General features: G+C 59.8%; 23 protein-coding genes and 4 pseudogenes. 10 read left to right on the top strand and 17 right to left on the bottom strand.

Features of this window, described 5'->3' with window-relative positions:
• Positions 1-219, top strand: a 219-nt coding sequence (locus A9D60_RS18100; protein ID WP_141117969.1) for a transposase, incomplete at its 5' end; no start/stop codon positions are given.
• Here the strand turns inward: A9D60_RS18100 and A9D60_RS27490 are convergent.
• Positions 217-363, bottom strand: a pseudogene (locus A9D60_RS27490) (IS481 family transposase); the annotation flags it as partial. The gene A9D60_RS18100 and the pseudogene A9D60_RS27490 overlap by 3 nt on opposite strands.
• A 25-nt stretch (positions 364-388) precedes the next feature.
• Between A9D60_RS27490 and A9D60_RS18105 the strand changes: the two are divergent.
• Positions 389-631: pseudogene (locus A9D60_RS18105) on the top strand (IS110 family transposase); the annotation flags it as partial.
• A gap of 276 nt (positions 632-907) precedes the next feature.
• Here the strand turns inward: A9D60_RS18105 and A9D60_RS18110 are convergent.
• The 4 genes from A9D60_RS18110 to A9D60_RS18125 all read right to left on the bottom strand — a co-directional run bounded on the left by A9D60_RS18110 (position 908) and on the right by A9D60_RS18125 (position 5,199).
• Complete coding sequence (locus tag A9D60_RS18110) at positions 908-2,431, bottom strand: HAL/PAL/TAL family ammonia-lyase (RefSeq protein WP_065268886.1); 1,524 nt, start codon at positions 2,429-2,431, stop codon at positions 908-910.
• Positions 2,424-3,242: a quaternary amine ABC transporter ATP-binding protein gene (locus A9D60_RS18115; RefSeq protein ID WP_065268887.1), complete on the bottom strand. Its 819-nt coding sequence runs from the start codon at positions 3,240-3,242 to the stop codon at positions 2,424-2,426. Before A9D60_RS18115 ends, A9D60_RS18110 begins: the two co-directional genes overlap by 8 nt.
• 1 nt (position 3,243) lies before the next feature.
• Positions 3,244-4,089, bottom strand: a complete 846-nt coding sequence (locus A9D60_RS18120; protein ID WP_065268888.1) for an ABC transporter permease — start codon at positions 4,087-4,089, stop codon at positions 3,244-3,246.
• Positions 4,090-4,170: 81 nt separating this feature from the next.
• Positions 4,171-5,199, bottom strand: a complete 1,029-nt coding sequence (locus tag A9D60_RS18125; protein ID WP_217492071.1) for an ABC transporter substrate-binding protein — start codon at positions 5,197-5,199, stop codon at positions 4,171-4,173.
• A gap of 237 nt (positions 5,200-5,436) precedes the next feature.
• Here A9D60_RS18125 and A9D60_RS18130 point away from each other — a divergent pair, with 237 nt between their 5' ends.
• Positions 5,437-6,069: a TetR/AcrR family transcriptional regulator gene (locus tag A9D60_RS18130; RefSeq protein WP_065268890.1), complete on the top strand. Its 633-nt coding sequence runs from the start codon at positions 5,437-5,439 to the stop codon at positions 6,067-6,069.
• Positions 6,070-6,101: 32 nt separating this feature from the next.
• Here the strand turns inward: A9D60_RS18130 and A9D60_RS18135 are convergent, their stop codons facing one another.
• From A9D60_RS18135 to A9D60_RS18170, 8 genes are all read right to left on the bottom strand, one after another.
• Positions 6,102-6,398 (bottom strand): hypothetical protein, encoded by a 297-nt coding sequence (locus A9D60_RS18135; RefSeq protein WP_065268891.1) that lies wholly within the window; start codon positions 6,396-6,398, stop codon positions 6,102-6,104.
• 112 nt (positions 6,399-6,510) lie between these two features.
• Positions 6,511-7,233, bottom strand: coding sequence for a GNAT family N-acetyltransferase (locus A9D60_RS18140; protein WP_065268892.1), 723 nt, complete (start codon positions 7,231-7,233; stop codon positions 6,511-6,513).
• Positions 7,230-8,363 (bottom strand): o-succinylbenzoate synthase, encoded by a 1,134-nt coding sequence (gene menC, locus A9D60_RS18145; RefSeq protein WP_065268893.1) that lies wholly within the window; start codon positions 8,361-8,363, stop codon positions 7,230-7,232. The genes A9D60_RS18140 and menC overlap by 4 nt, the downstream gene beginning before the upstream one ends.
• Positions 8,364-8,404: 41 nt before the next feature.
• On the bottom strand, positions 8,405-9,163 hold the full coding sequence (locus A9D60_RS18150) for an ABC transporter ATP-binding protein (protein WP_065268894.1): 759 nt from the start codon (positions 9,161-9,163) through the stop codon (positions 8,405-8,407).
• Entirely contained in the window at positions 9,160-9,894 is a 735-nt protein-coding gene (locus tag A9D60_RS18155; protein WP_065268895.1) for an ABC transporter permease, read from the bottom strand. The genes A9D60_RS18150 and A9D60_RS18155 overlap by 4 nt, the downstream gene beginning before the upstream one ends.
• A 1-nt stretch (position 9,895) precedes the next feature.
• Positions 9,896-10,603 (bottom strand): ABC transporter permease, encoded by a 708-nt coding sequence (locus tag A9D60_RS18160; RefSeq protein WP_065268896.1) that lies wholly within the window; start codon positions 10,601-10,603, stop codon positions 9,896-9,898.
• 34 nt (positions 10,604-10,637) lie between these two features.
• The gene (locus A9D60_RS18165) at positions 10,638-11,411 is read right to left on the bottom strand and encodes an ABC transporter substrate-binding protein (protein WP_065268897.1); all 774 of its coding nucleotides are present in this window, start codon (positions 11,409-11,411) and stop codon (positions 10,638-10,640) included.
• A 31-nt stretch (positions 11,412-11,442) separates the two neighbouring features.
• Positions 11,443-12,321, bottom strand: coding sequence for a MurR/RpiR family transcriptional regulator (locus A9D60_RS18170; protein ID WP_065268898.1), 879 nt, complete (start codon positions 12,319-12,321; stop codon positions 11,443-11,445).
• Positions 12,322-12,457: 136 nt separating this feature from the next.
• On the opposite strand from A9D60_RS18170, the gene dapE reads away from it, so the two are divergent.
• Positions 12,458-13,609, top strand: a complete 1,152-nt coding sequence (dapE, locus tag A9D60_RS18175) for a succinyl-diaminopimelate desuccinylase (RefSeq protein ID WP_065268899.1) — start codon at positions 12,458-12,460, stop codon at positions 13,607-13,609.
• Positions 13,610-13,863: 254 nt separating this feature from the next.
• Here dapE and A9D60_RS27380 read toward each other — a convergent pair whose 3' ends face one another.
• Entirely contained in the window at positions 13,864-14,316 is a 453-nt protein-coding gene (locus A9D60_RS27380) for a helix-turn-helix domain-containing protein (protein WP_083194258.1), read from the bottom strand.
• 81 nt (positions 14,317-14,397) lie between these two features.
• Here A9D60_RS27380 and A9D60_RS26645 point away from each other — a divergent pair.
• Both A9D60_RS26645 and A9D60_RS18185 read left to right on the top strand, forming a co-directional pair.
• Positions 14,398-14,811: pseudogene (locus A9D60_RS26645) on the top strand (transposase family protein); the annotation flags it as partial.
• Positions 14,812-15,352: 541 nt separating this feature from the next.
• Positions 15,353-15,559: pseudogene (locus A9D60_RS18185) on the top strand (transposase domain-containing protein); the annotation flags it as partial.
• A gap of 345 nt (positions 15,560-15,904) precedes the next feature.
• On the opposite strand, the gene A9D60_RS18190 reads toward A9D60_RS18185, so the two are convergent.
• Positions 15,905-16,756 carry a delta-class carbonic anhydrase gene (locus A9D60_RS18190; protein ID WP_065268902.1) on the bottom strand — a complete coding sequence of 284 codons (852 nt, stop codon included), beginning with the start codon at positions 16,754-16,756 and terminating at the stop codon, positions 15,905-15,907.
• A 406-nt stretch (positions 16,757-17,162) separates the two neighbouring features.
• Between A9D60_RS18190 and A9D60_RS18195 the strand changes: the two genes are divergently transcribed.
• The 4 genes from A9D60_RS18195 to A9D60_RS18210 are packed head-to-tail and all read left to right on the top strand — an operon-like array spanning position 17,163 to position 21,740.
• The gene (locus A9D60_RS18195) at positions 17,163-18,650 is read left to right on the top strand and encodes an ABC transporter substrate-binding protein (RefSeq protein ID WP_065268903.1); all 1,488 of its coding nucleotides are present in this window, start codon (positions 17,163-17,165) and stop codon (positions 18,648-18,650) included.
• Positions 18,650-19,594, top strand: coding sequence for an ABC transporter permease (locus A9D60_RS18200; RefSeq protein ID WP_065268904.1), 945 nt, complete (start codon positions 18,650-18,652; stop codon positions 19,592-19,594). Before A9D60_RS18195 ends, A9D60_RS18200 begins: the two co-directional genes overlap by 1 nt.
• Positions 19,594-20,367: an ABC transporter permease gene (locus A9D60_RS18205; protein ID WP_254656731.1), complete on the top strand. Its 774-nt coding sequence runs from the start codon at positions 19,594-19,596 to the stop codon at positions 20,365-20,367. The genes A9D60_RS18200 and A9D60_RS18205 overlap by 1 nt, the downstream gene beginning before the upstream one ends.
• A complete protein-coding gene (locus A9D60_RS18210) occupies positions 20,364-21,740 on the top strand; it encodes an ABC transporter ATP-binding protein (protein WP_065268906.1) in 1,377 nt (458 codons plus the stop codon). The genes A9D60_RS18205 and A9D60_RS18210 overlap by 4 nt, the downstream gene beginning before the upstream one ends.
• Positions 21,741-21,934: 194 nt before the next feature.
• Here the strand turns inward: A9D60_RS18210 and A9D60_RS27275 are convergent, their stop codons facing one another.
• A complete protein-coding gene (locus tag A9D60_RS27275; protein WP_302621854.1) occupies positions 21,935-22,063 on the bottom strand; it encodes a hypothetical protein in 129 nt (42 codons plus the stop codon).
• A 256-nt stretch (positions 22,064-22,319) separates the two neighbouring features.
• Complete coding sequence (locus A9D60_RS18215; RefSeq protein ID WP_141117971.1) at positions 22,320-22,715, bottom strand: hypothetical protein; 396 nt, start codon at positions 22,713-22,715, stop codon at positions 22,320-22,322.
• Between the last annotated feature and the right edge of the window lie 202 nt (positions 22,716-22,917).

Consider the following 22,917-nt stretch of genomic DNA (forward strand, 5'->3'; position numbering starts at 1 on the left):
ATACCGGTTACCAATACCAATGCCATTGAAGCGCTGAACTCGAAAATCCGCCGCGCGGTCCGAACCCGCGGCCATTTCCCCAGCGATGAGGCGGCGGCCAAGTTGATCTATCTGGCGCTGAATGCTACCTCAGCGGAGTGGAAGCGGTCAGTGCGCGAATGGCATGCGGTGAAAAGCCAGCTCGCCATCATGTTCGAGGAACGCTTCCCATTGGCGTAAGAAATGGCGCCGGGGCACAAAATTCCGCACAGTCTCGCTCAGGGTGGTGGAACGCGCCTCTTTCGGACCCATCCGGGCGTCTTCGGCACACTCCCGCTGTCGCCACTTGGCCACGGTCTTGACGTTGATACCGAGCTCCCGGCTCCCGGCTCCCGGCTCCCGGTAGTCGAGCGGCTTAACCAGCTTGCAAAGAAATGGGCTCACCAAACAGGGCGACAGCATGGTCCGCAAACTGCTCTACGAAGCGGCCAATTCGATCCTGACACGCAGTCGTGGCAGCTTCGCCCTCAAAACCTGGGCCCAAAAGATTGCCAAACGCCGAGGTCTGAGAAAAGCGCGCGTGGCGCTTGCTCGGCGGCTTACCGTCATCATGCATGCGATGCTGCGCGATGGCACTTTGCTCGAAGCGTAAGGTGAGATAGAAATCATGTGCCAGCGGTGAAGCCGGAAAGGTGAACCAAGGGCGGTGTTCCGAGAGGGAACGCAGGACGAACGATCCGCGAAGGTTACCGGATGGGCCAAGGAGCCCGCTTTGAATCAATGCAACGTTCGGACTTGTGAAACCCGATACAGCACGATCGCCTAACAGCCATCAGTGCGGACAGATCCTTGAAACCTTCAAGGGAAACCCCGCCAAGCTCCGCAAATTACAGATCCTGACCCTAGGCTCCCATGGCAACAAAACACGTTATGACGGATTCCCAAGACCTTGTCGCTCGGGCCGCAGCAAGTCAGCGCGTTCGTTATGCAACATGTCGGCAATGCGTTCGATGTCTTTGCTTAACGGACGATCATCCTTGTACATAGTAACCTTTTCGCGCACCTGTGAGTGCAGACGCCGAGTATCGCGTGCGCAGGAAATCGGAGGCTGAAGGTCGCGCGCCTGGGCTCCGCACAAAAGCTCAATTGACAGAATATAAAGCAGGTTTTGCATCACGTGCAGAGCCTTTTCCGCGGCCGGCGTTGCATGTGTCAGTATATCCTCCTGCAGTGCCGAGGTCACACCGCCGTCGAGGCTCGCTGGGACTGACAGTCGCCTGTTCTCACCACATAAAGCAGACGCCGTGTATTGAGCGATCATCAACCCCGAGCAGCGACCGCTGTCGGCGCTCAGGAAAGCCGGCAGATCGCTCACCAGAGGGTTCACCATCCGGTCGATGCGGCGCTCGGAAATTGCGCCGAGTTGCGCGGCGATCATGGCCAGCCGGTCGGCGGCAAAACCGATCGCCGCACCGACCGCATTGGCCTGACTGGATACGATCGGCGCCTCCGGCGTTCCGCCCACCACCGGGTTGTCGGTGACACTGCACAATTCGTTGTGCAGAATGATCTCGATATGGTTCAGCTCGTCGCGCACGCTGCCGTGGACCTGAGGCACCGCGCGCAGGCTGAGCGGATCCTGCGTGCGCGCCTTTTCCGGCGCGACCGGTCGGCGCCCGTCAAGCCAGGCCAGAACATTGTCGGCCGAGGTCCGAACGCCATCGGAAAGCCGCAGCCGCAGACCCTGCTCCTCGAAGGGATCGTTCTGTCGTCCCAGCATCTCATAGCTGAAAGCCGCCGCGGCGTCCGCCCAGTCGATCAGCCTATGCAGCCGGGCGAAGGCGAGGCTGGTTAGACCAGTGGCACAGGGGGTCCCGTTCACAAGGCTTAGGCCCTCCTTGGCCCCCAGGCGGCGCGGGGCAATGCCGATTTGCTGCAACGCCTCCGCGCCGCTGAGACGTCTGTCACCCAGCATCGCTTCACCATGACCGATGACCAGAAGGCCGATACAGGCGGAATGGACGAGGTATCCGACCGAGCCCTGCGAAGGCATGACCGGCGTGATCCCCGCGTTTAGTAGCGCGACGAGGATCTCCACTGTTTCCAGAGATATGCCGGAGCGGCCATGGGCAAAGTTGTTGATCTGCGACGCCATGATCGCCCGCACCGCCTCTGCCGGGAGCGGCGCCCCGACCCCGCAGGCATGGCTGAACAGGATATTGTGCGACAGGATCGACTGATCTTTCGGCCCGATGATCACGTCGCAAAGCGCCCCAACGCCCGTGTTGATCCCGTAGCCTCTGATGCCCTTTTCGACGATGGCATCGACGATGTCCCGCGAGGCCTTGATGCGCGCGATGGCCCGCTCCGACAGGATCAGACTCGCGCCCTGAGCGACACGGGCGATCTCGAAGGGGGTCAGGGCGGCGTCGAGGAGAATGGTGTCATGCATAGGCGCGATTCCTGCCCTTTACGAAGCGGGCCACATAGTCGTCGGCGGGATGGTTGAGGATCTCATCCGGCGTGCCGGTCTGAACCACCTTGCCATCCTTAAGGATGGCGATCCGGTTGCCGATATGCAGCGCCTCTTCGAGGTCATGTGTGATGAAGACGATGGTCTTGTGCAGGTTGGTTTGCAATTGCAGCAGCTGGTCCTGCATATCGGCCCGGATCAGCGGGTCGAGCGCGCTGAAAGCCTCGTCCATCAGGACCAGGTCGGTGCCCGCGGCGAGCGCCCGGGCAAGGCCAACCCGCTGTTTCATGCCGCCCGAAAGCTCGGCAGGATATTTGTGTTGATAGCCCTCAAGACCGACGGTTCGGATCCAGTCCAGCCCGACCTTGTCCGCCTCTTCGCGGGGGGTGCCCCGCACCCGCAGCCCGTAGGTCGCGTTCTGCAGCACGGTGCGATGGGGCTCCAGACCGAAGCTCTGAAACACCATCGAGACCTTATGCATGCGAAATGCGCGCAGCTCTTTCCGATTCAGCCCAACAATATTGGTCTCGCCATGATAGATCTCTCCTGCGGTAGGTTCGATTAGGCGGTTGATATGGCGCACCAGCGTCGACTTGCCCGAACCTGAGAGCCCCATTATGACGAAAATCTCACCAGAAGGAATGTCGAGGGACACATCGTTCAACCCCACCGAGGCCCCGCTCTGACGCAGGATCTCGGCCTTGTCGATGCCGGATTTCGCCAACTCCAGAGCCTTTTGGGTTTTGCCGCCGAAGATCTTGTACACGTTTCGGATTTTGATGTCGGACATGCTATTCTCCGCCCTGCGCCTTGCCAAAACTCTGGGTGATGCGATCGAGGACAACCGCGAGGATCACAATGCCCAATCCAGCCTCGAGCCCCTTGCCGACGTCGAGGGTCTGAATGCCGTTCAGCACCGTTTCGCCAAGACCCCGCGCCCCGATCATCGAAGCCACAACCACCATGGAGAGCGCCATCATGATCGTCTGGTTGAGACCGGCCATGATCGTGGGCAGCGCCAGCGGCATTTCGGTCTTGAAAAGGATGCGGGTCGGGCTGCCGCCAAAGGCGGTGACTGCCTCGACCACTTCGTGATTGACTTGGCGGATGCCCAGATCGGTGAGACGGATCAGTGGCGGCACAGAATAGATGATGGTCGCCAGCACCGCAGGCACCTTGCCGAGCCCGAACAGCATCAGGGCTGGGATCAGATAGACGAAACTGGGCATGGTTTGCATCACATCCAGCACCGGCAAGGTGACGAGGCGCATGCCTTTCGATTTCGCGGTCAGTATTCCGATCGGTACGCCGATCAGGATAGACAGCAGCGTCGCCATCAGCATCAGCGCCAGCGTTTGCATGGTCTGATCCCAAAGTCCGAGCATGCCGACCGCAAACATCAGCCCGCCGACCGTCACGCTAAGGCCGACACGGCGCGAGCCCCAGTAGGCAAGGCCGACAAAGACGATGATGATCGCCCACCAGGGCGCGCCGCGCAGGACGCTCTCAATTGCTAGCAACAGCTGTAGGATGAAATCGGAAATGGCGCGGAATATATGACCGTAATCCGCAACCAGAACCTCGATTGAGTGGTTGACGGGCCGTCGAATGGAGATGCTGAGACCTTCGGGAAACACTACCCTATCCTCTCCTTGCAGGTGCCGGGGCGCGTGCGCGCGGCCCCGGACAGAATGTCGATTCCGCGCGCACGGCAGATATCATTCGAAGCTCGCGAGGATCTTGGCCTTGGCGTCGCCGCTGACCCAGGTTTCCCAGACCTCGGCCTTGTCCTTCAGAAACCGGTCCGCAGCCTCGGCGGCGGTGGCGTCGCTGTCCTTCATGAAGGCGAGGCTTTCATTTATGTCCTGCAGCGGGAATACTGCTTTTTCGAGGATGGCGATGATGTCCGGCGCGGCTTCGGCAAAGGTAGTATTGACGCCATAGGCCACGTCAACCGGCGGGAAGCCGCAGGCGCCATCGCGTTTGCCATCGGCGCTGGTCAGTTCCGCCCAGCAGGCGTCGCTATAGGCCGGTTCCTCGAGCTGGATCAGATCGTATTTGCCCATGATCGCGGTCGGCGACCAGTAGTAGAACAGCAGCGGCTGGCGCTGCAGATAGGCCGAGGCAATGGCGGAATCGAGCGCCGTGCCGGTGCCCGGGCGGAAATTGACGAAAAGCTTTTCGAGTCCGTAGCCCTCGAGCTTGGCGGTGGAGACCCCCTCGCATGTCCAGCCGGAGGGACAGTTCAGGAACCGGCCCTTGGCGGGTTCTTCCGGGTCGCGGAACACGGCGGCGACCTCGGGATCCTGCAATTGCGACACCGACTTCAGGTCGGGCAGCAACGGCTCGATACCGCGGGCGGGGTCGCCCTTGACCACATAGGCCGGCACAAACCAGCCCTCGGAGGCGCCGAGAAAAGTCTGGCCGACATGGGTGACCTTGCCCTCCTTGGCGGCCTTGTTCCAGACATCGCTGCGGCCGATCCATTCCTCGGCAATGATCTGGACGTCATTCATCGCCACCGCCTGTTCGAGGGTGACGGAGTTGCCTGGGATCGCATCGACCTGACAGTCGTAACCCTTGGCCAGCAGGCGCTGCATGACCTCGGTCACAAAGGCACCGCTTTCCCAATCGATGCCGGCAAAGGTCACCTTGTTACCATTTGAGCAGTACGAGGCCTGGGAAGCGCTCGCGGCCGCAGCGTAAGCAGCGCCCGAAATCAGCAGAGTTATCAGTGTCTTTTTCACGGTTTTTCCCTGTAGCAGAGCGTCCACGCCCATCGTGGCAACCGGCGCGCACCGGTCCCGAACCCCTCTGCGAAAGCAAGGGGGTGGCGAGATATCAGAGACACGTATTTGGTCGTTACAAAACGAGCGGTGAACTTATTGTCAATCATAACGATCGTTATGACTGCACATAACGAGCTTTATTTGCCGTGGTCTGTCAAGCGAAATTGCGCTAGGAACAGGCAGGAGCGTGGCAATTTGCAAAATACTCAGACAAAATCAGGCCTTGAGAGGCGGGACTGGATCGAAGCCGCCCGTGGCTTGCTGATTTCCGGCGGCATCCAAACGGTGACCTTGCGGAGAATCGCGGCGCAGTTGGGGGTGACGACTGGCGCCTATTACACCCATTTCGCCAATCTTGAAGAACTGCTCGAGGGACTGCGCGCAGATTGGATGGCGCGTAATTCAGCCCCATTTCACGAGGACATCCTGAAGGCTGGCCCGGACGGTTTTTGCATGTATTTGGCTTACGTGCGCATCATCGCCCTGGAAGAACGCTTCAGCCCGACCTACGATGCCGCCTTTCGGGCCTGGGCTCAGGTCTCACCGGAATCGGCTGCAGTGCTGAAAGAAGCTGAACGGAAGCGCATAGAGATCTTGGTCTCGGTGTTCACCGCCCTCGGTTTTGACCCTGAACGCGCCCAAACCCGGGCCAATGTCGCCTATTTCACCCAACTTGGGTACAATACACTACAGCTAGGGGAGACGCGTGAAGATCGTCTGATGCGGATCCCTTACTACGTCGAAGTTGAAAGTGGCCGAAAAGACTTGCTGAAGCTCACGAGCCCAGAGGAGGTCCTTAAAACTCTCATCGAGGGGCACGTAGAATGATTGGACTGCCCTAGGCTTGGCCGTGGCCGTGGTCAGGCGATCTTCGATGCCACGGGACTGCCGCAGCCCTCTCTGAACCTGAGCCATCTCCTGTACACAAGACGCAGGACAGTGGCGGTGAAGGCATCCCAGATTGGATGCATCTTCTCGTCAGGGAGCATGCTCACCAAATCGATCAAGTTCTTGAAGACGGCGATCGCTTCGTGATCGAAGGGCGCGATCCGGCGCGCCAGCGCATCGACCGAACCATTGAGTTCGCCGTCAGGGAGTGCGCAGTTTTTTAAATTTGCTGTTTGCGGATCTTCAAAGAAGAGAAGAACAGCAGACACAGAAACGGGATAACCATCCGGCTGAGTTCCGGGCCAACGTTGCGCTTGAAGCGTCGAACGTCGAGCGGACGGTCGCCGAGTTGGTAAGACAGTTAAGTGTTTATCTATCAGGTCAACGGTGAGACAAGCGATAGCAGCATTGCAACGTGTCAAATCCCGTAACACGCAAACCGCGCTCGAATGCCGATTTCAGCGCACTGCGTACGCGCAAACGTTCATCAAGCGCCATTTGTGGGTCCTCCTCCAGAAGCTGATCCAGATTGCGCGGGATTTTGACTGTTTCCTCCGGGCCAGATTGCACAAGTTTTTGACCCGTTGCAGCCAACGCAGACACGTTGTTCGAGGCCAAATCCCACTCTGCCACAAGCCGGTCTGACGGGATGCCTGCATTGATACCCTGCATCTCGCCGTAGTAATTCTCGTGATAGACTCCCGCCGTTGCTCCCAGGCGCCCGATGTTCAACGCGGCGTTTATGCGCCTGAGCGGATCATAGGTCCAGCGAACCATTGTGATGCCACGCGCCAAACACCATTCGCGCTGGAACCACTTCAAACGTTGGCCCAGCCCCATTCCCCGGCTGTCGGCATGAACTGCCAGGCGGTGCGAGTGCTGAATGCCTGTTTCGCTGCTGGGGAACCCGAACAGGAACCCTAACATCCGGTCGTCCAAAAATGCCCCGGCAACCAAGCCGCCTTCGTGTTGGATGGAAAGCATCAGATCGGCATTGTCCGCAGGATCATCTGCCCCCCAGACCAGGCGCTGAAAGTCCTCGGAAGCTTTAAGTTCAGCGAGCCCTGCCAGTTCGCGAATAACCAGCCCGTTCTGTTCCGTCATGGCAAAATCTCTTCGGAAGTCTCGGTGACCGTGTCCAGGAATCCATAGTCCAGCGTGACGCCTATTCCCGGCCCGTTTTGCGGAAGGGGCATCCGGCCATTTGTTGCTTCAAGTTGTTCGTTGACGATGTCACGGTGGAAATAGCGGCTGGCGGACGAAGTGTCGCCAGGCTTGGAGAAATTGGACAGTGTGGACAGGTGAATGTTGTGCGCCCGGCCGATACCGCTTTCCAGCATGCCGCCGCACCACACGGGAACACCAAAGGCGTCGCATGTATCGTGGATGGCGCGTGCGGACATGTAACCGCCAACGCGGCCGACCTTGATGTTGATGACGCGGGCAGCGTCCATCTCAAGTGCAACCCGCGCGTCCCGGGCTGAGCGGATACTTTCGTCCAGGCAAATCGCCGTCCTGATCCGCGACTGCAGCTTTGCATGATCGCGAATGTCATCATAGGCCAGCGGCTGCTCGATATAGTCCAGGTCAAATGCATCCAGTTCCTGCATGATCGAGCTGTGGCTCAATTGGTAATCGGTATTTGCATCCACGGTCAGCTTGATTTCTGGAAATTGGGTCCGGACCGCCTCGACAATTTTTACGTCATGGCCTCGGGCAATCTTGAGCTTGACCCTTTTGTATCCTTGCCCGACAGCTTCGCACACGCGCTCCAGCGTCGTTTCGACCGGGGCAATGCCGAGGCTGACGCCGACGGCAACGCTATCTCCTATCCCCCCAAGCGCTGCGCGCAACGGGATGCCCAAGCTTTTGGACCAAAGATCCCAAAACGCCATCTCCACCGCCGCTTTTGCCATCTGGTGGCCGCGCCATGGTGCGAGGATCGGTTCCAGTTCAAAAGGCGAAGAGAAACGTTTCCCCACGATCTGGGGCAGCAAGACATTGCGCAGGAAATCCATTGCACCCGCAATAGTTTCCTCCAGATAATCTGGCTGCGGGTCCATTACCGCCTCGGCCACGCCCTCGATCCCTTCACCTTTGAGCACAAGCAGAGGGAAGGTTTTGGCCTTCATAGTGCCAGTTGAGATTACGAAAGGAGTCAGCAGCGGCAGACTGACGATACGCAGTTCGGCACATTCGACACGGATACCGGGGCGGAGAGCCGCAGGGGTCATGGGTATTTCGGCGGGCATTTTGAAGAACCTGTATAGGAAAGTCACATCACTTTGGCGATGAAGCGGCGGAACTCGTCAGTTTGAGGATTGGTGAACATTGTGTCGGGCGGCCCCTGTTCGGCGATGCGGCCCTGATGCAGGAACACCACTTCAGAAGAAACTTCGCGGGCAAACCCCATTTCGTGTGTGACCACGATCATGGTTGTTCCCTCGGCCGCCAGAGATTGCATCACTTTCAGGACCTCGCCCACAAGCTCGGGATCCAGGGCCGAAGTCGGTTCATCGAACAGGATCGCGTCAGGTTCCATTGCCAGCGCACGGGCGATGGCCACCCTTTGCTGCTGGCCGCCCGACAATTGCGAGGGGTACATCTGCATCCGCTCTTCCAGTCCGACTCCTCGCAGTAGCGTTTCGGCCCTGTCGCGGGCTTCGGCCTTGCTTTCCCGTTTGACGTGGACTGGCCCCTCCATGACATTTTCCAGCACCGTTCTGTGGGACCAAAGGTTGAACTGCTGGAAAACCATGCCCAGAGAAGCTCTGATGTGCTCGATGTGCCGCACATTCTGCGGCCGCCCGTTCTTGACCAGCACCTCCTCGCCATGGACCGTCACTCTGCCGGACGTCGGAATTTCCAGAAAATTAAGACAGCGCAGGAATGTGCTTTTACCTGAGCCCGAAGACCCCAGGATTGAGATCACGTCGTGTTTGCGGGCTTCGAGTGAAATTCCTTTGAGTACCTCGAGGTTTCCAAATGACTTGTGGATGTCTTCTGCCCTGAGGATTACGTCCGGCTGTGTCATTCTGTAGTTTCCTTCGGATTTGGCGCAGGCGTGACCGGCAGCACACGCCCGGTGAATTGCTTGCTGAGCCGGAGTTCGGCTTGACGCCACACGAAGACGAAGGCGGCAGTCAGGCAGAGGTAGATTACCGCAGCCCAAAGGTAGACTGAGAAGTCGAAACTGCGGGAGAAGATCTGCCGGGTGCGCCCCAGAAGGTCGAAGAGGGTGATGACGCTCGCCAGCGCGCTGGCTTTCATCAGCAGGATGACTTCGTTTCCAAGTGCGGGCCAGGCAATGCGGTAGGCATGAGGGAATGTCACACGCCGCAAGGTCTGGAACTGGCTCATACCAATCGCTCTGGCGGCCTCTATTTCGCCGTGGGGTGCCCCCATGATGCCGCCGCGCAGAATTTCAGTCTGATATGCCGTCGAGTTCAGCGCAAAGGCCAGCAACGCGCAGTTGAACGGGTCGCGAAATAACCACCACAAACCCAAGTCCTGCAACATGGGCCGAAACTGGCCCGAACCATAAAAGACAAGAAACAACTGTGCCAGAAGCGGCGTTCCGCGCATGAATGATATGTAAAGGCGCAGCGGCGCCTGCGCCCAGGGCGAAGCCTGAGTCCGCACCAGCGCAAGCCCCGGGGCGGCCAACGCGGCGATCATTGCGCCCAGCAAAGTCAGCTTCAGAGTCATTACTGTGCCATCCAGAAGGCGCGGCCAGTATTGCAGGAGAATGTCGAGGGGGTTCATCTTAGGCGCTCCGGATGCCGCGGTTGGCACGGCGTTCCATTCTGGCCAGCACGAACTCGGACAGGACGCACATCGTCCAGTAGATCAGACAGGCCAGCAGGTAGAAGGTAAATGGTTGTTTGGTAACGCCAACCGCCACCTTGGTCATCCGCATCAGATCGTTGAGAGCGATCACCGACACAAGTGCCGTGTCTTTGAGGAGGTTGATCCAAAGGTTTCCCAGGCCTGGCAGCGCGAAACGCCAGATCTGCGGCAATTCGATGCGCCGAAAAATCTGGCTTCGGGTCATGCCGATCGCTTTCCCGGCCTCCATCTGGCCTGTATTCAGCGATTGAAACGCACCCCGCAGTACCTCGCCTGCAAAGGCGCCGAAAACCAATCCCAAAGCCACAACACCGGCTATGAATGGGCTGAATTCCGTGAGGGGCGCGTCGGGATTCCACCACATCGCCAGCCGGTTCCACAACAGGCCAACGCCATTATAGACGACAAACAGCGTGAGAATTTCGGGCAACCCCCGCATCAGCGTTGTATATCCGAAACCTATCGCCCGCAAAATGCGCAAACGGGACATTGAGGCGAACGCAGCCAGAAAGCCGAGGAGCACACCAACGGGCAGCGTGACGACCGCAAGCTGCACGGTGATGGCCAATCCTCGCAGGATTTCGTCCCCCCAGCCCGTATCGCTGTATGAAAAAAGCTCAAGCATCTTACAGTCTTTCTGTCTGGGGGAACCGAGCGTCTTACTTCATCGTGTAGACGTCGATGTCGAAATATTTGTCGTTGATCGCCTTGTACGATCCGTCTTCACGCATTGCCGCCAATGCCGCGTTCAATTTCTCACGCAACTCGTTATCTTCCTGACGCACGGCAATCCCGACGCCTTCTCCCACGAATGCGGGATCTGTGATCGGCTCGCCAGCCAGCTCGCAGCAAGAGCCGTCATCCGATTTGGACACCCAGTCCAGCATCGGCAGCATATCGCCCACCTGAAGGTCGATTCGACCTGAGGCCATGTCCAGATTCACTTCGTCCTGTGTGGGGTACAGGCGGATGTCAGCATCGGGATAGGCGGACTCGATGAAATCGGCCTGAGTGGTGCCTGACTGGGCCCCAATCACTTTCCCGGCCAAAGTCTCATTCGAGAAGTCGGTGATGTGCGAACCCTTGGGAACCACATGGGTCATCGCAGCCAGATAGTAGGGGTCCGTAAAGTCCACCTGCTTTTTGCGCTCTTCCGTGATGAACATCGAAGCGATGATGAAGTCATATTTGTTGGCCAGAAGGCCGGGGATAATCCCGTCCCAGTCCTGAGCCACGATCGTGCATTCCTCGCCGATACGCTTGCACAGTTCCAAACCGATCTCGACATCAAAGCCGACGATGCTGCCATCCGCCTCGATATAGTTGAACGGAGGGTAGGCGCCCTCGGTGCCAAGCCGCAAGCCTTCTGCCTGGGCGGCCGCCGCAATTGCGGTTGCTGCCAGTACGGCGGCAAGTGTGGTTTTCAATTTCATAGCGTTTTCTCCCTGTTAGCAGTTGGGTTCTTCAAGTTTCGATCTGGCTTGCCGGATCACCCACGTGACCAATGAACTTGCCGTAAAGCTCCGCGGTGCGTTTCAGGCGTGGCTCCACTGCCATGCCCAGTTCAACGAATACGCCGTTCAGCAGCAGGTTGCCGAAACTCGCCATGTGTGCGGTTGAATCCCAAAACTGGTTGAACTGGGTGGGAATGGCGAACATTTCGGTGGCGGCGTCAGGCCCCCAAGCGCAAAATGTGTCTGTCACCAGGGTAACTGGAATGCCTGCGGCCCGTGCTTCCTGCGCCAGAACCTTAGATAGGCGCGAATATCGCCGTGCCTCGAAGATCAGCAGACAGGCATCGGAGTCCGCTGCCAGGAGCTCGGCAAAATTGCCACCGGCAAGGTCCATCAGGGTGACACGATCACGCAGATATTGCAGCTGGTTGGCAAAGTATTGTGCCAGCCCGCGCTCGGTCTGAAAGCCGGCGACAAAGACGGCTTCACAGGCGCAAAGCCGCTTGACCACGTTTTGCCACTCGGGTGTCTGCGCATATTCGTAGATCCTCACCAGGGCGGCAATTTCCAGTTCCATTCCCGCGTTCAGGTGCTGTTTGTCTTTTTGAAAGGAGTGCTGAAGTTCTTGCAGGCGGTCACTGACCATCCAGGGAGCGTCCCCTAAATCCCCTTTCAGTTTTTCTTTGAGATCCTTGAAGCTTTTGAATCCCATGGACCGGCAATACCGCCCGACCGTGGCTTCGCTGACACCGACCCGCTCTCCAAGGCTGGCAGCGGTTTCAAAGGGAATGTTTTCTGTTGCGCTCAGAATGTAACTTGCCAAAGCCTTCTCGGCCTTCGACCCCGTGGTCAGAGTTTCAGCTACTTTCGCTTTGACGGACTCTCTCAAGGCAGCACTTCCTGCAAGTTTTATTGCTTATAATAATTTGTAAAAGTTTTCTTGCAAAATGTCAACAGAAAGAGGCAGAATTGCCTCAGAAGCTGTTCAGCGTCCCGTTTGGCGGGCTTAGGAAGGAAAAGTGGTAATGACCCCCGTGAATGCAGTTGATCTAACCGCCGATTTGATCCGGTGCCCGTCGGTGACCCCTATGGAAGGCGGCTCGCTCATTCTGCTTGAAGCCGCGCTAAGCGCAGCGGGTTTTGAATGCGTCAGAGTTGACCGCGGTGAAGTCTGCAACTTGTTTGCCCGCTGGGGGGGGAAGGCGCACGGCCGGACATTTGGTTTCAACGGGCACACGGACGTGGTGCCTGTAGGTGATACCGTTAAATGGACTTATCCGCCTTTTGGAGCCGTCATCAAAGACGGGTTTCTATATGGCCGCGGCGCCACAGACATGAAATCCGGCGTGGCGGCATTTGTTGCAGCAGCGATCGACTTTGTGACACTCACTCCGCCGGACGGCGCGGTGATCCTAACCATCACGGGGGATGAGGAAGGGGAGGCGGTGGACGGCACCGCGGCATTGCTGGACTATATGGGCCAAGCCGGAGAACGAATGTCAGCCTGCCTGGTAGGGGAGCCTACCTGCCCGGACAAGATGGGCGAAATGATCAAGATCGGACGGCGGGGAGCAATGTCAGCCGAGTTTACGGTAACAGGCATTCAAGGGCATTCTGCCTACCCGCATCGGGCACGAAACCCCCTGCCGGCAATGGCACGTCTTATGGATATTCTGGCGAGCCACGAGTTGGATGACGGGTCCGAGCATTTCGATCCGTCGGCCTTGGCGGTTGTCACGATAGACACGGGCAACTCAGCCACAAACGTCATTCCTGCAAAGTGCCAGTCCGCAATAAACATTCGCTTCAACGATCTGCACTCATCGGAAAGCCTGGCGCACTGGCTGCAGTCCACGGCTGATCAGGTTGCCGCATCCTTTGATGTCACAATTGACATGGCTGTCATTGATGCATGCGAGAGTTTCTTGACCGAACCCGGACCGCTATCCGAACTCGTTGCTGGAGCAGTTCTGGACGAAACTGGCATTGATCCGGTGCTGTCGACCACTGGGGGGACTTCCGACGCTCGATTTATCACGGCTCACTGCCCGGTTGTTGAATTCGGTCTAGTCGGACGGACGATGCATCAGGTGGATGAGAACGTCGATATCGAACATATCCATCAGCTGAAGGCAATCTACTTCAGCATCTTGCATCGGTATTTTCTGCAAGACTGAGCAGTGAGCCTGGCGTATGGGGCAGCGAGGCCAAGCCAGAGCGATGCCGGCATTCATGGGCGTTTTGCGCAAATCTGTGTCTGGCTTTGGAAAGCGAACGGCCGAAACCGTTCGCCCGCCTCTCACCTGCGGAAACGCTGGCAGCCGTCCATGCCGGTGATCAGCACACTGGGGTGCCGCAAGGCTGCTCTGAGGCAATTTCTACACATGCTGTAAGAATTATTAACGGCAGCTTCGAAGTGTCTGTCGCCTGACTAGGGAACGCCCATCCGTTCTCGGTATTTGACAGGGGGTACGCCCATTAATTTTCGAAACTCTCTGCGAAAGGTTTCGGCAGAGCCGAAGCCGCAGGCCTCCCAAACATCGGCAAGGGGCATTTTGCCGTTTTCCAGCAGCTCAGCCGCACGGGATACACGCTCCGCCTTTAGCCAGTGCATGGGGGTAGACCCCGTTTCCTCTTGGAAACAGCGTGCCAGCGTGCGGTCACTTGTTCCGGCATACCTGGCCATGCGGGCAACGGGCCAGTCTTCGTCGATTGACGTTCTGACACGGTCCTGAAGTGCCGCGAGGTTCGAGCCCACGCGGGTCTTCGGCTCAGGTCTAGGTACAAATTGGCGTTGTCCGCCATCCCGTTGAGCTGGCAGAACCAGCCTGCGAGCAACACTTGCGGCAGCTTGTGCGCCAAAATCTTGCCTGTGAACAAGCATGCAATTTTGGCTCTGAAGCAGATTTGGTGCAGCCCAACATGCTAATCGCTATATATTGGCAGGTTTTGGAGGAGGTTGCCGATGGCGTCACAGTTTTCACGGCGGGATTTCCTGCCAGCAGGTCTCAAGGCCGACCAGGTTGAGCTTGTTGGGAACACGGTCCGGATCCACTCGCGTTCCGCCAAAGCCACGGCGGCGTGCCCGCGCTGCGGCACAGCTTCACGCCATGTTCACAGCAAGTACCGTCGGCGGCCTGCCGATCTTCCTGCGCATGGCCGGAAGGTGGAACTGGTCCTGCTGGTTCGCCGCTTTCGCTGCCGTGCTCTGCGTTGCCCAGCCAAGATATTTGCGGAGCGATTTCCACCGGACGTGACCCGGCCGCATGCGCGGCGTACCTCCCGTCTGCAAGGACTGGTCCGTCACCTCGGCCTGGCACTCGGCGGGCGTCCGACACAGGCGCTCGCCGCACGGCTCCTGCTGCCAGTCAGCAAGGATATCGACGACGATACAGGCGAATTTGTTCTGGTCGTCCACTGGGAAGGTGGCCGGCACACGGAATCGCGCGTCAAGAAGCCGAAGAGCGGCGAACACAATGCCAGCACCAGTGAAGAGGCGCTGGGGGTTATCCGCGAGATGGCCGGACGCTGGCCCGATGAGTCAATTGCTGCCTGTCTCAACCGCATGGCAATGCCGACTGATAAGGGCAAGACCTGGAATGCGAAACGCGTTTCATCCATCCGGCGTGTGAATGACATTCACGGATACCTGTCTGCTGACAAGGATGGTCCGTGGCGCACAATGACCGAGGCGGCGAAAGAGCTCGGTGTAACCAATCACGTCATCCGCAAGCTGATAAAGGGCGGTATTCTGCCCGCAAATCAGGTGGTCGACGGCACACCGTACCAAATCCGGACGTCTGACCTGAATTCGGATAAGGTCAAAGACTTTCTCGCACGAAAAGGGCGCCCGTGTCGCACTGATTTCGATGGCAATCTGTCAATGTTTCCAATCTCTTATGAGGTGGGCGTATGGTGGTCAACCGACTGAGATCGGAAGGAAGAACTGGCTCTTCGCAGGTTCCGACAGCGGCGGGGAAACCCTTGCCCGCGCCATGACGCTCGTCGATACCGCGAAGATGAGTGGCGTCGATCCGCAAGCCTGGCTGGCCGACGTGCTCGACCGCATCCACGATCGCAAGATCAATCGGATCGACGAGCGTCTTCCATGGAATTGGATGCCATAGGCAAAAGTCGGCGCTTCCTGCCTTGCTGGCCCTCAGAACCGGCTCTCGCAATCACCCGCATCATACTTTCCCCATAGACGCCGCCCAGCTGCCTGCGGCTTCCTCCTTGTCAGGTTATTCAACGCGGGCCGGGTCGCACACGAACGCCACTAATGCACCGCGGTCCGCATCGAAAAACCTTCGACTAAGGGAGCTTTCGCCGCAACCGCTCCAATGACCGCTTTTAGACGGCGCACCAATATCGTGGTTTTCGCCGGTGACGGAAACGTATGGGTTCTGGTTATGGCAGTGTCGCGCTCGTATGGATGGGGCAGGCGGGTCGCCCACCCCATTTATGGATAGCGATCAGTTTATCTGAGATAGCAGATCAGGATTGATCACAAGGTTTCGGACCCCGTGGGCGTGATCTTCCTCGAAGGGATTGTCTTTCAGCCAGGCATCGACGCTCGCAATGTTGAGTTTCACGACTTCCGGCCGCACGCTCCAGGTCACCTGGAAAGGGGAGCCTTTCTCATTGTAGCCGGGGCCTGTGGTCGAGCCCGCATAGACAACAGGCTCGCCCAGGTTGGTCGGCAGATTCGGAACCTGGTTCAATCCATCGATTTCTTCGATATGGGCCATCTCGACAAAGTCTTCGCCGCCCTCGGCGACGAGAACGGCGACAACGGCCTCGACACGCAGCTGTGGATTGCCGATCGCATCGCTCAGGCAGGTGCCCAGGCTCGGGCCAAGCGTTGCCTGCGTGGTTGAATGCACGAAATGAATTTCGATGGTATTGCCCGGCACCAGATCGCCATGCTCGCTGTCGCCGACCGTCATTTCGACGGGCGCGAGCTCACCTGCGGTGAGACCCCCGTCATACTTGAAGCCGGTGCCATAACCGTGGCCGTCGCCATTGCCGGCATAGGTGGTAAACGAGCCGCCCTTGTGCTCGGCATTCTCGTGGAAGTGGATGTCGCAAAGCGCCATCTCTGCAACAGAAGGAGAGGAGCTGAAGGCGCGTTGGTTTGCCCCATCATGCGCATCAATATCACGTGGCGATTGTGGGCCGTAGCCCATACCTTCCGTTGCGGCAGCCAACGCAGCACGCTGCTCGGCAATCACTTCGTCCGAGACCGCGTGTCCGCCGGTTTCGGCGACGGCGCCGGAAGCGGCCAGTGCAGCAACGATGCTGACATACAGTAGGCGTCTTGGCATTGGTTTTCCTCAATAAAATTGGACTGGTCACGAGGGTGACCAAGCGCACCAAAACATATGCAGAAATTCTCTTCAACCAAACGCTCGGCCGTCCCTGGCTATTCACCCAACGGTCACAAATCTCTCCCGGTGATACCAAAAACTCCTAGCTGCCTTTGCCTCGGATCGTATGGATAAGGGCAACCCAGACAGTCCGGGCAGTTTTGTTTGCCATGGCAACAATGGCAAGGCGGGCTGGTTCTCCGCCTCAAACCGCAGATGCCTGTTGCTTTCGTTATGTTATAAGGTATCAATGCCGCCTGATGCCGTTAGCGCGTGGACCCTCACTATTGCCGGAATATGCCACTTCACCCCTGTAGGCAGTTCCACGAAACGGCACGACGAAACTTTTTGAACGGAGACATGAATGTTCCGCACTCTCACCCTTTCGCTTCTGATGACAGGCACCGCACTGCCAGCTTTGGCCAATGATGGCGTGCTTGACGTTGTCGCCCCCTTCGAGCTCAAGGGTGCGGATCCGGTGACCTCCGGTAGCATTCTGCTCAAGATGGACGTGACCGAGACATTGGTCGATGCAGACGCCCAGGGCCGGCTGGTCCCAGGTCTGGCCACTGAGTGGAGCGCCTCCGCCGACGGGCTGGCCTGGATCTTCACCCTGCGTGACGGTGTCACCTTCCACGACGGCAGCGCCATGGATGGCGCCGCTACCGCCAATGCGCTGGAATGGTCACGGGCCAATGGCGGCCTGCTGGCCAAGACGCCGGTCGCGGCGATCTCGGGCGAAGGCCAGACCGTGACGATCACGCTGACCGAGCCCTTCGCCATGCTGCCCGCCATGCTGGCGGAGCACCGCTCCGCAATTATCGCACCGTCGTCCATAGACGGCGGGTCGGTGACCGAAGTCATCGGCACCGGCCCCTATCGCGTGACCGAATTCTCCCCGCCCAACAAAATGACCGTCGCAGCCTTTGGCGGCTATTGGGGCGATGCGGCGGCCATCGATCGGGCTGTCTACCATGGTGTCAGCCGCGCTGAGACCCGCGCCCTGATGGCCGAGAGCGGTGATGCGGATATCACGCTCTCGCTCGATCCGGCGTCCTTCACCCGCCTCAAGGGCGCGGCCGGTTTGGAGGTGCGTTCCGCGCCGATCCCGCGCGTCCTAGTGCTCAAGGTCAATGGCGGGACCTACGATCAGGCCACCCGCAAGGCGCTCTCGCTCGCCATCGATCGCGCAGGAATTGCCAAGGCTGTGCTGCGCTACGAAACCGGCGCGACCCAGATGTTCCCCCCGGGCATGGCAGGATGGCACGACAGTAAGCTGGTACCGCTCGGCTATGATCCCGAAGCCGCCAAGGCGGCGCTGGCCGAGGCGGGCTGGATGCCGAACGCAGAAGGCATCCTTGAAAAGGACGGCAAGCCGATGGAAATCGAGCTGCTGACCTATCCGGACCGCCCGGAGCTGCCGCTTGTGGCCGCCGTGCTGGAGCAGCAATTTGCCGCCGTGGGAGCAAAGCCCGTGATCAACTCCACGAACTTTTCCGAGATCCCCGCCAAGCATAACGACGGAACGCTGTCCACAGCGCTCTTTGCCCGCAATTTTGCGCTGGTGCCGGATCCGGTCGGCACATTGTTGCAGGATTACGCACCGGGCGGCGACTGGGGCGCGATGGGCTGGTCGAACGGTGACTTCACCAAAGGCGTCAAGGGCATGGCCGCGGGCACCGCGCCGGAGGGCACCCGCGAGGCTCTGGTCGCCACGCTGCACGAAGAAATGCCGGTTCTGCCCATCGCCTGGTACGAACTCAACATGGCGGTCTCGGACGATGTGTCCGGCGTCGTCGTCGACCCGTTCGAGCGCACCCTCGGTCTCGCCTCGGTCAGCTGGGCCGACTGATGCTTCTCTCGATTGGCCGCTCTCTGGGGTGGCGTCTGGCGCAGGCGGGGATGGTTGCCATCCTCGTCGGCGTCCTGAGTTTTGCCATGATGCGCGCGCTGCCGGGGGACATGATCTTTCGCATCACCGCGGCGCGTTTCGGCTATGACAACGTGACCGCCGAGAACGCCGAATTGGTGCGCAGCCAGATCGGTGATCCGGCGGGCATCTCCGCTTTCTTCAGCTGGATCGCGGGCCTGTTTCGCGGCGATCTCGGCACCTCGCTGGTGACGGGGGAAACCGTGCTGGCCGAAATCGCGCATCAGTTCGGCGCCACGGCGGAGCTGGCGGGCGTGGCGATCCTCCTGTCGCTGCTGATCGGCCCGCCGCTGGGTCTCTGGGCGGGGCTGCACCCCGGCGGATGGTTCGACCGGGCCACGGTGCTCCTGGCCTCCGTCTTCAAGGCCACGCCGCAGTTCCTTCTGGGGCTGGTGCTGATCGTTGTGGTCTCCATCGGAATGGGGCTCTTGCCCGCCGCCGGCCATGGCGAACCACGGCACCTGATCTTGCCCGGCCTGACGCTGGCGCTCGGCCTGGCCGCCAACACCATCCGCATCACCCGCGAGGCGGTCGTACAGGCGCGCGCCTCTGACTGGTGGCGCTTTGCGCGGTGGAAAGGCCTGTCCGAACGACAGGTGGTCCTGCGCCACGGGTTGCGCCACGTGGCGGTGCCCGTGCTGACGCTCATCGCCGCGCAATTCGTGGCGCTGATGGAAGGGGTCGTCGTTGTGGAAACCATCTTCGGCTGGCCGGGGATCGGCCATGCGCTCGTCCATGCAGTGTTCCATCGCGATGTGCCCATGGTGCAGGGGACGGCGCTGATCATGGGTCTTGCCTTTGTGCTAGTCAATGCGCTCGCGGATATCGCCGCGCGTCTGCTCGACCCGAGAGAGGCTGCGCAATGATGCCCAGAACCCTTGGCCCAGCGATCCTCGCCGCCGTCCTGCTCTTCGCCTTTGGCTTGCCGCTGGTAAACGAGACCATCCCCACCGCCCAAAGCCTCCTGAACGCGCTGCAACCGCCCTCCGCCGAAGCTCCCTTCGGCTTCGATCACCTCGGCCGCTCCATGTCCGCGCGCCTTGCCGCGGCGTTGCGGTTGTCGCTGACGATCGCCTTCGTGACGCTGGCGACCACCGCGGCGATTGGTGTGGCGCTCGGCGCGCTGGCAAGCTGGCGCGGCGGTTGGGTGGATCGTGCGCTGGTGCTTTTTGCCGATTCCATTGTGGCGCTGCCCGCGCTTCTGATCGTGCTCATCGCCGGCCTGATCCTGCCCAACCAGCCGCTGGCCTTCTGGGCCGGCCTGTCCGCGACGCTCTGGGTCGAGATCTTTCGCCTGACGCGCGCCGCCATCCGTGCGCAGATTGCCGCCCCGGCGGTCGAGGCCGCCAGACTCCTTGGCTTTGGCCCAATATACATCTTCAGCACGCATCTTTGGCCGGAACTGGCTCCGGTCTTGCGCGCCACCTTCGCGCTGACATTCGCCGCAGTCGTCATGGGGATTGCCGCGCTCGGCTTCGTGTCGGTGGGTGTGCGCGCACCGACGCCGGRACTGGGGCTGATGATGGTCGAACTGCTGCCCTATTGGCGCGAGGCGCCCTGGGCGCTGTTGCAACCGGTCATCGCCACAATGGCAACCCTGCTCGCCCTGACACTCATCGCCGGAGGCCCCAAGGCATGACGATTCTGAATGCTGACCTGACAGTCAAGAGGGGCCAAGCCACGATGGTCGAACGGATCGCCCTGCGTGTCGCAGCAGGGCAGTCCGTGACCCTGATCGGCGAGACCGGCTCTGGCAAGAGCCTGTTTGCCCAGGCCATCCTCGGTACATTGCCACCGGGCTTGCACGCTCAGGGGACATTGCACATCGAGGGCGCGCCTGTGGCTCTCGACGATCCCAAGGCGCTTGCGTCCTTCTGGGGGCACGCTATTTCTGTGCTGCCGCAGGAGCCGTGGCGCGCACTCGACCCGCTGATGCGCGCAAAGCAACAGGTCGCGGAGGTCCACAGGCTGGTGGCCGGAAATACCGATGCCGCGGCAGCCGCCAGCGAAGACCTCGCCGCGCTTGGCCTCGGCCAGGCCGCCGAGCGCTACCCGTTCGAACTGTCGGGCGGCATGGCGCAGCGTCTTGCCATCGCCGCCGCCCGCGCCGGAGGTGGGCGGATCGTGGTTGCTGACGAGCCGACCAAGGGGCTTGATCTCGCCCGCCGCGACGAGGTTGCGCAGCGCCTGAAACGGGTGACCGACGACGGTGGGGCGCTGTTGACGATCACCCATGACCTTGCGCTGGCAGCGGCGCTTGGCGGCGAGATTCTGGTGCTGCGCAAGGGCCAGCTGATCGAACGCGGCCCGGCTGAACAGGTGCTCAAGACCCCGGCCGATCCCTATACAGCGGAACTCATCGCTGCGGAGCCGCGGCATTGGCAAAAGACCCCCTCCGCCCGGAGGGGAACGCCTGTTCTGTCGGCGCAGGGGGTCACCGTCGAACGCGGTGGGCGTCAGCTGTTCGAGAGTCTGGATCTTGTGCTGCATGCCGGTGAGGTGGTGGGGCTTTGCGGTCCTTCCGGTGTGGGGAAATCCTCGCTGGGGGACACATTGCTGGGGATCACCGCACCAGCAACTGGCCAGGTGACGCGCGGCAACGGGCATGCCCGCATGCGTTTCCAGAAACTCTGGCAGGATCCGCCTGCCGCCTTTGCGCCGCACTTGGCGTTGGGGCAGGGGCTGGACGATCTCATGGCGCTGCAGGGTATCCCGCGCGACCGTCTGCCGCCATTGCTGGAACGGCTCCGCCTTGAGAAAGGCCTTCTCGCACGCAAGCCGGATGCGGTTTCCGGCGGCGAGTTGCAACGCCTCTCCATGGCCCGCGCGCTGCTGCTGGAACCGGTGTTCCTGTTTGCCGACGAACCGACATCGCGTCTTGACCCATTGACCCAAAGGGACGTCATACAGATGTTGACAAGCCTTGCGCGGGATCGGGGCATCGCTGTGCTTCTGGTGAGCCATGACCCGAAGCTGATCGACAGCGTAACCGACCGTCAGATTGCCTTGTAGCCAAGCATGTCGTCCAAATGAGCTGATCGCTATAACGCATTGCGCGCCCTGGTTCGGAGGTTCACATCTCATAGCAGTAGTTGACCGTCGGCGTGTCGGCAGCGCCGACGGCGCAAAGGTCCGGTACGGACCGCCTTGTCGGGGTTGATGACCGCTGTCTGCGGTTTGCTGCGGCCCATTTGTGGCGCAGCAACTTACACATAGGGCTCTGTGCCGCCCAATGCCAGTGCGGCGTGATCCAGGTTGAGGACGGATTGGAACCTGCCGTTCGCGTCGCAGGCTAAGTAGCTGAGACTCTGCGCCTTCATTCGATGGGCCGACATTGGCACTTCCATAACTAGTGTTCGGCCAAAACACCGCGAAAGCGGGCGTAGAGCCCGCTCCGGAAGTGCTGCATTTTTGCTGCGTGTACTCTCAGAGTTACTTTCGCGGCACCACAGAATAATTTCACATCGAACAGAATTTCTTGGAGCAGTCATTCCGGTCACCTGCAGCAAGGTTCGGCTATTCGCTGCGACACAACCAATAGCCGAACCTTGCTTCAGGCTCCGGACGTTTCAGCCCGGGCGTGGTTTGGATCTACCAGATCTGATCCGGTGACAGCAGCGTGCGGGTCATGTTCAAAGCTCCCAACGCGCGCAATCTGGCATAGGCCGCATCCGCGAGCGCTGCGCAATCGGCCATAGCGCAATCAAAGCGCGCGTGACTGAATTCCGTCAACACCCGCGACGCCAGCACCTCTTCGTCGGCCTCCAACAGCAGTGATGCGGCGTGCAATACCTCAGGCAGCTCCCTGTTCGTTTGCGCCTCGATGGCCCGCCAATGGGTCCAGACTTCAGTCAGGATCGGGTCCGGCTGCTGGAAGGCGATGTGCATCAGACGTTTGAAGCTGACAAAGGCCGAGGGTCCGGTTTCGATGCCCTGCGGGACTAGGTGTAGTGAATTGCATTTATCCGGCGCTCGGATTGCAAACATCCCGGATTCTCGCGCGAATTATTTGACGCTATCCAGGGTGCCAAACTCACATTATCTGCGAATGAGATCAGATTATGTGCGACGGGATTGCAATCATCCGCCCCGGATCACATTACGTGCGAACGGCATGCGAGCTGAAGAACACAGAGCGGATGCAATCGCAGCAACTGCCGTTCGCTGCACAGGCCATGAGCACGAAAGA

It is taken from the genome of Leisingera sp. JC1 (assembly GCF_001679925.1).
Classification (GTDB): Bacteria; Pseudomonadota; Alphaproteobacteria; order Rhodobacterales; family Rhodobacteraceae; genus Leisingera.

What these genes read in the sequence shown, in the direction of transcription:
- A9D60_RS18165 (WP_065268897.1), bottom strand. Translation starts at nt 11,411, where the DNA reads ATGAAATTGAAAACCACACTTGCCGCCGTACTGGCAGCAACCGCAATT.
- A9D60_RS18210 (WP_065268906.1), top strand. Translation starts at nt 20,364, where the DNA reads ATGACGATTCTGAATGCTGACCTGACAGTCAAGAGGGGCCAAGCCACG.
- A9D60_RS18190 (WP_065268902.1), bottom strand. Translation starts at nt 16,756, where the DNA reads ATGCCAAGACGCCTACTGTATGTCAGCATCGTTGCTGCACTGGCCGCT.
- A9D60_RS18215 (WP_141117971.1), bottom strand. Translation starts at nt 22,715, where the DNA reads ATGTTTGCAATCCGAGCGCCGGATAAATGCAATTCACTACACCTAGTC.
- dapE (WP_065268899.1), top strand. Translation starts at nt 12,458, where the DNA reads ATGACCCCCGTGAATGCAGTTGATCTAACCGCCGATTTGATCCGGTGC.
- A9D60_RS18155 (WP_065268895.1), bottom strand. Translation starts at nt 9,894, where the DNA reads ATGAACCCCCTCGACATTCTCCTGCAATACTGGCCGCGCCTTCTGGAT.
- A9D60_RS27275 (WP_302621854.1), bottom strand. Translation starts at nt 22,063, where the DNA reads ATGTCGGCCCATCGAATGAAGGCGCAGAGTCTCAGCTACTTAGCCTGC.
- menC (WP_065268893.1), bottom strand. Translation starts at nt 8,363, where the DNA reads ATGACCCCTGCGGCTCTCCGCCCCGGTATCCGTGTCGAATGTGCCGAA.
- A9D60_RS18160 (WP_065268896.1), bottom strand. Translation starts at nt 10,603, where the DNA reads ATGCTTGAGCTTTTTTCATACAGCGATACGGGCTGGGGGGACGAAATC.
- A9D60_RS18115 (WP_065268887.1), bottom strand. Translation starts at nt 3,242, where the DNA reads ATGTCCGACATCAAAATCCGAAACGTGTACAAGATCTTCGGCGGCAAA.
- A9D60_RS18150 (WP_065268894.1), bottom strand. Translation starts at nt 9,163, where the DNA reads ATGACACAGCCGGACGTAATCCTCAGGGCAGAAGACATCCACAAGTCA.
- A9D60_RS18110 (WP_065268886.1), bottom strand. Translation starts at nt 2,431, where the DNA reads ATGCATGACACCATTCTCCTCGACGCCGCCCTGACCCCCTTCGAGATC.
- A9D60_RS18195 (WP_065268903.1), top strand. Translation starts at nt 17,163, where the DNA reads ATGTTCCGCACTCTCACCCTTTCGCTTCTGATGACAGGCACCGCACTG.
- A9D60_RS18140 (WP_065268892.1), bottom strand. Translation starts at nt 7,233, where the DNA reads ATGACGGAACAGAACGGGCTGGTTATTCGCGAACTGGCAGGGCTCGCT.
- A9D60_RS27380 (WP_083194258.1), bottom strand. Translation starts at nt 14,316, where the DNA reads ATGCTTGTTCACAGGCAAGATTTTGGCGCACAAGCTGCCGCAAGTGTT.
- A9D60_RS18200 (WP_065268904.1), top strand. Translation starts at nt 18,650, where the DNA reads ATGCTTCTCTCGATTGGCCGCTCTCTGGGGTGGCGTCTGGCGCAGGCG.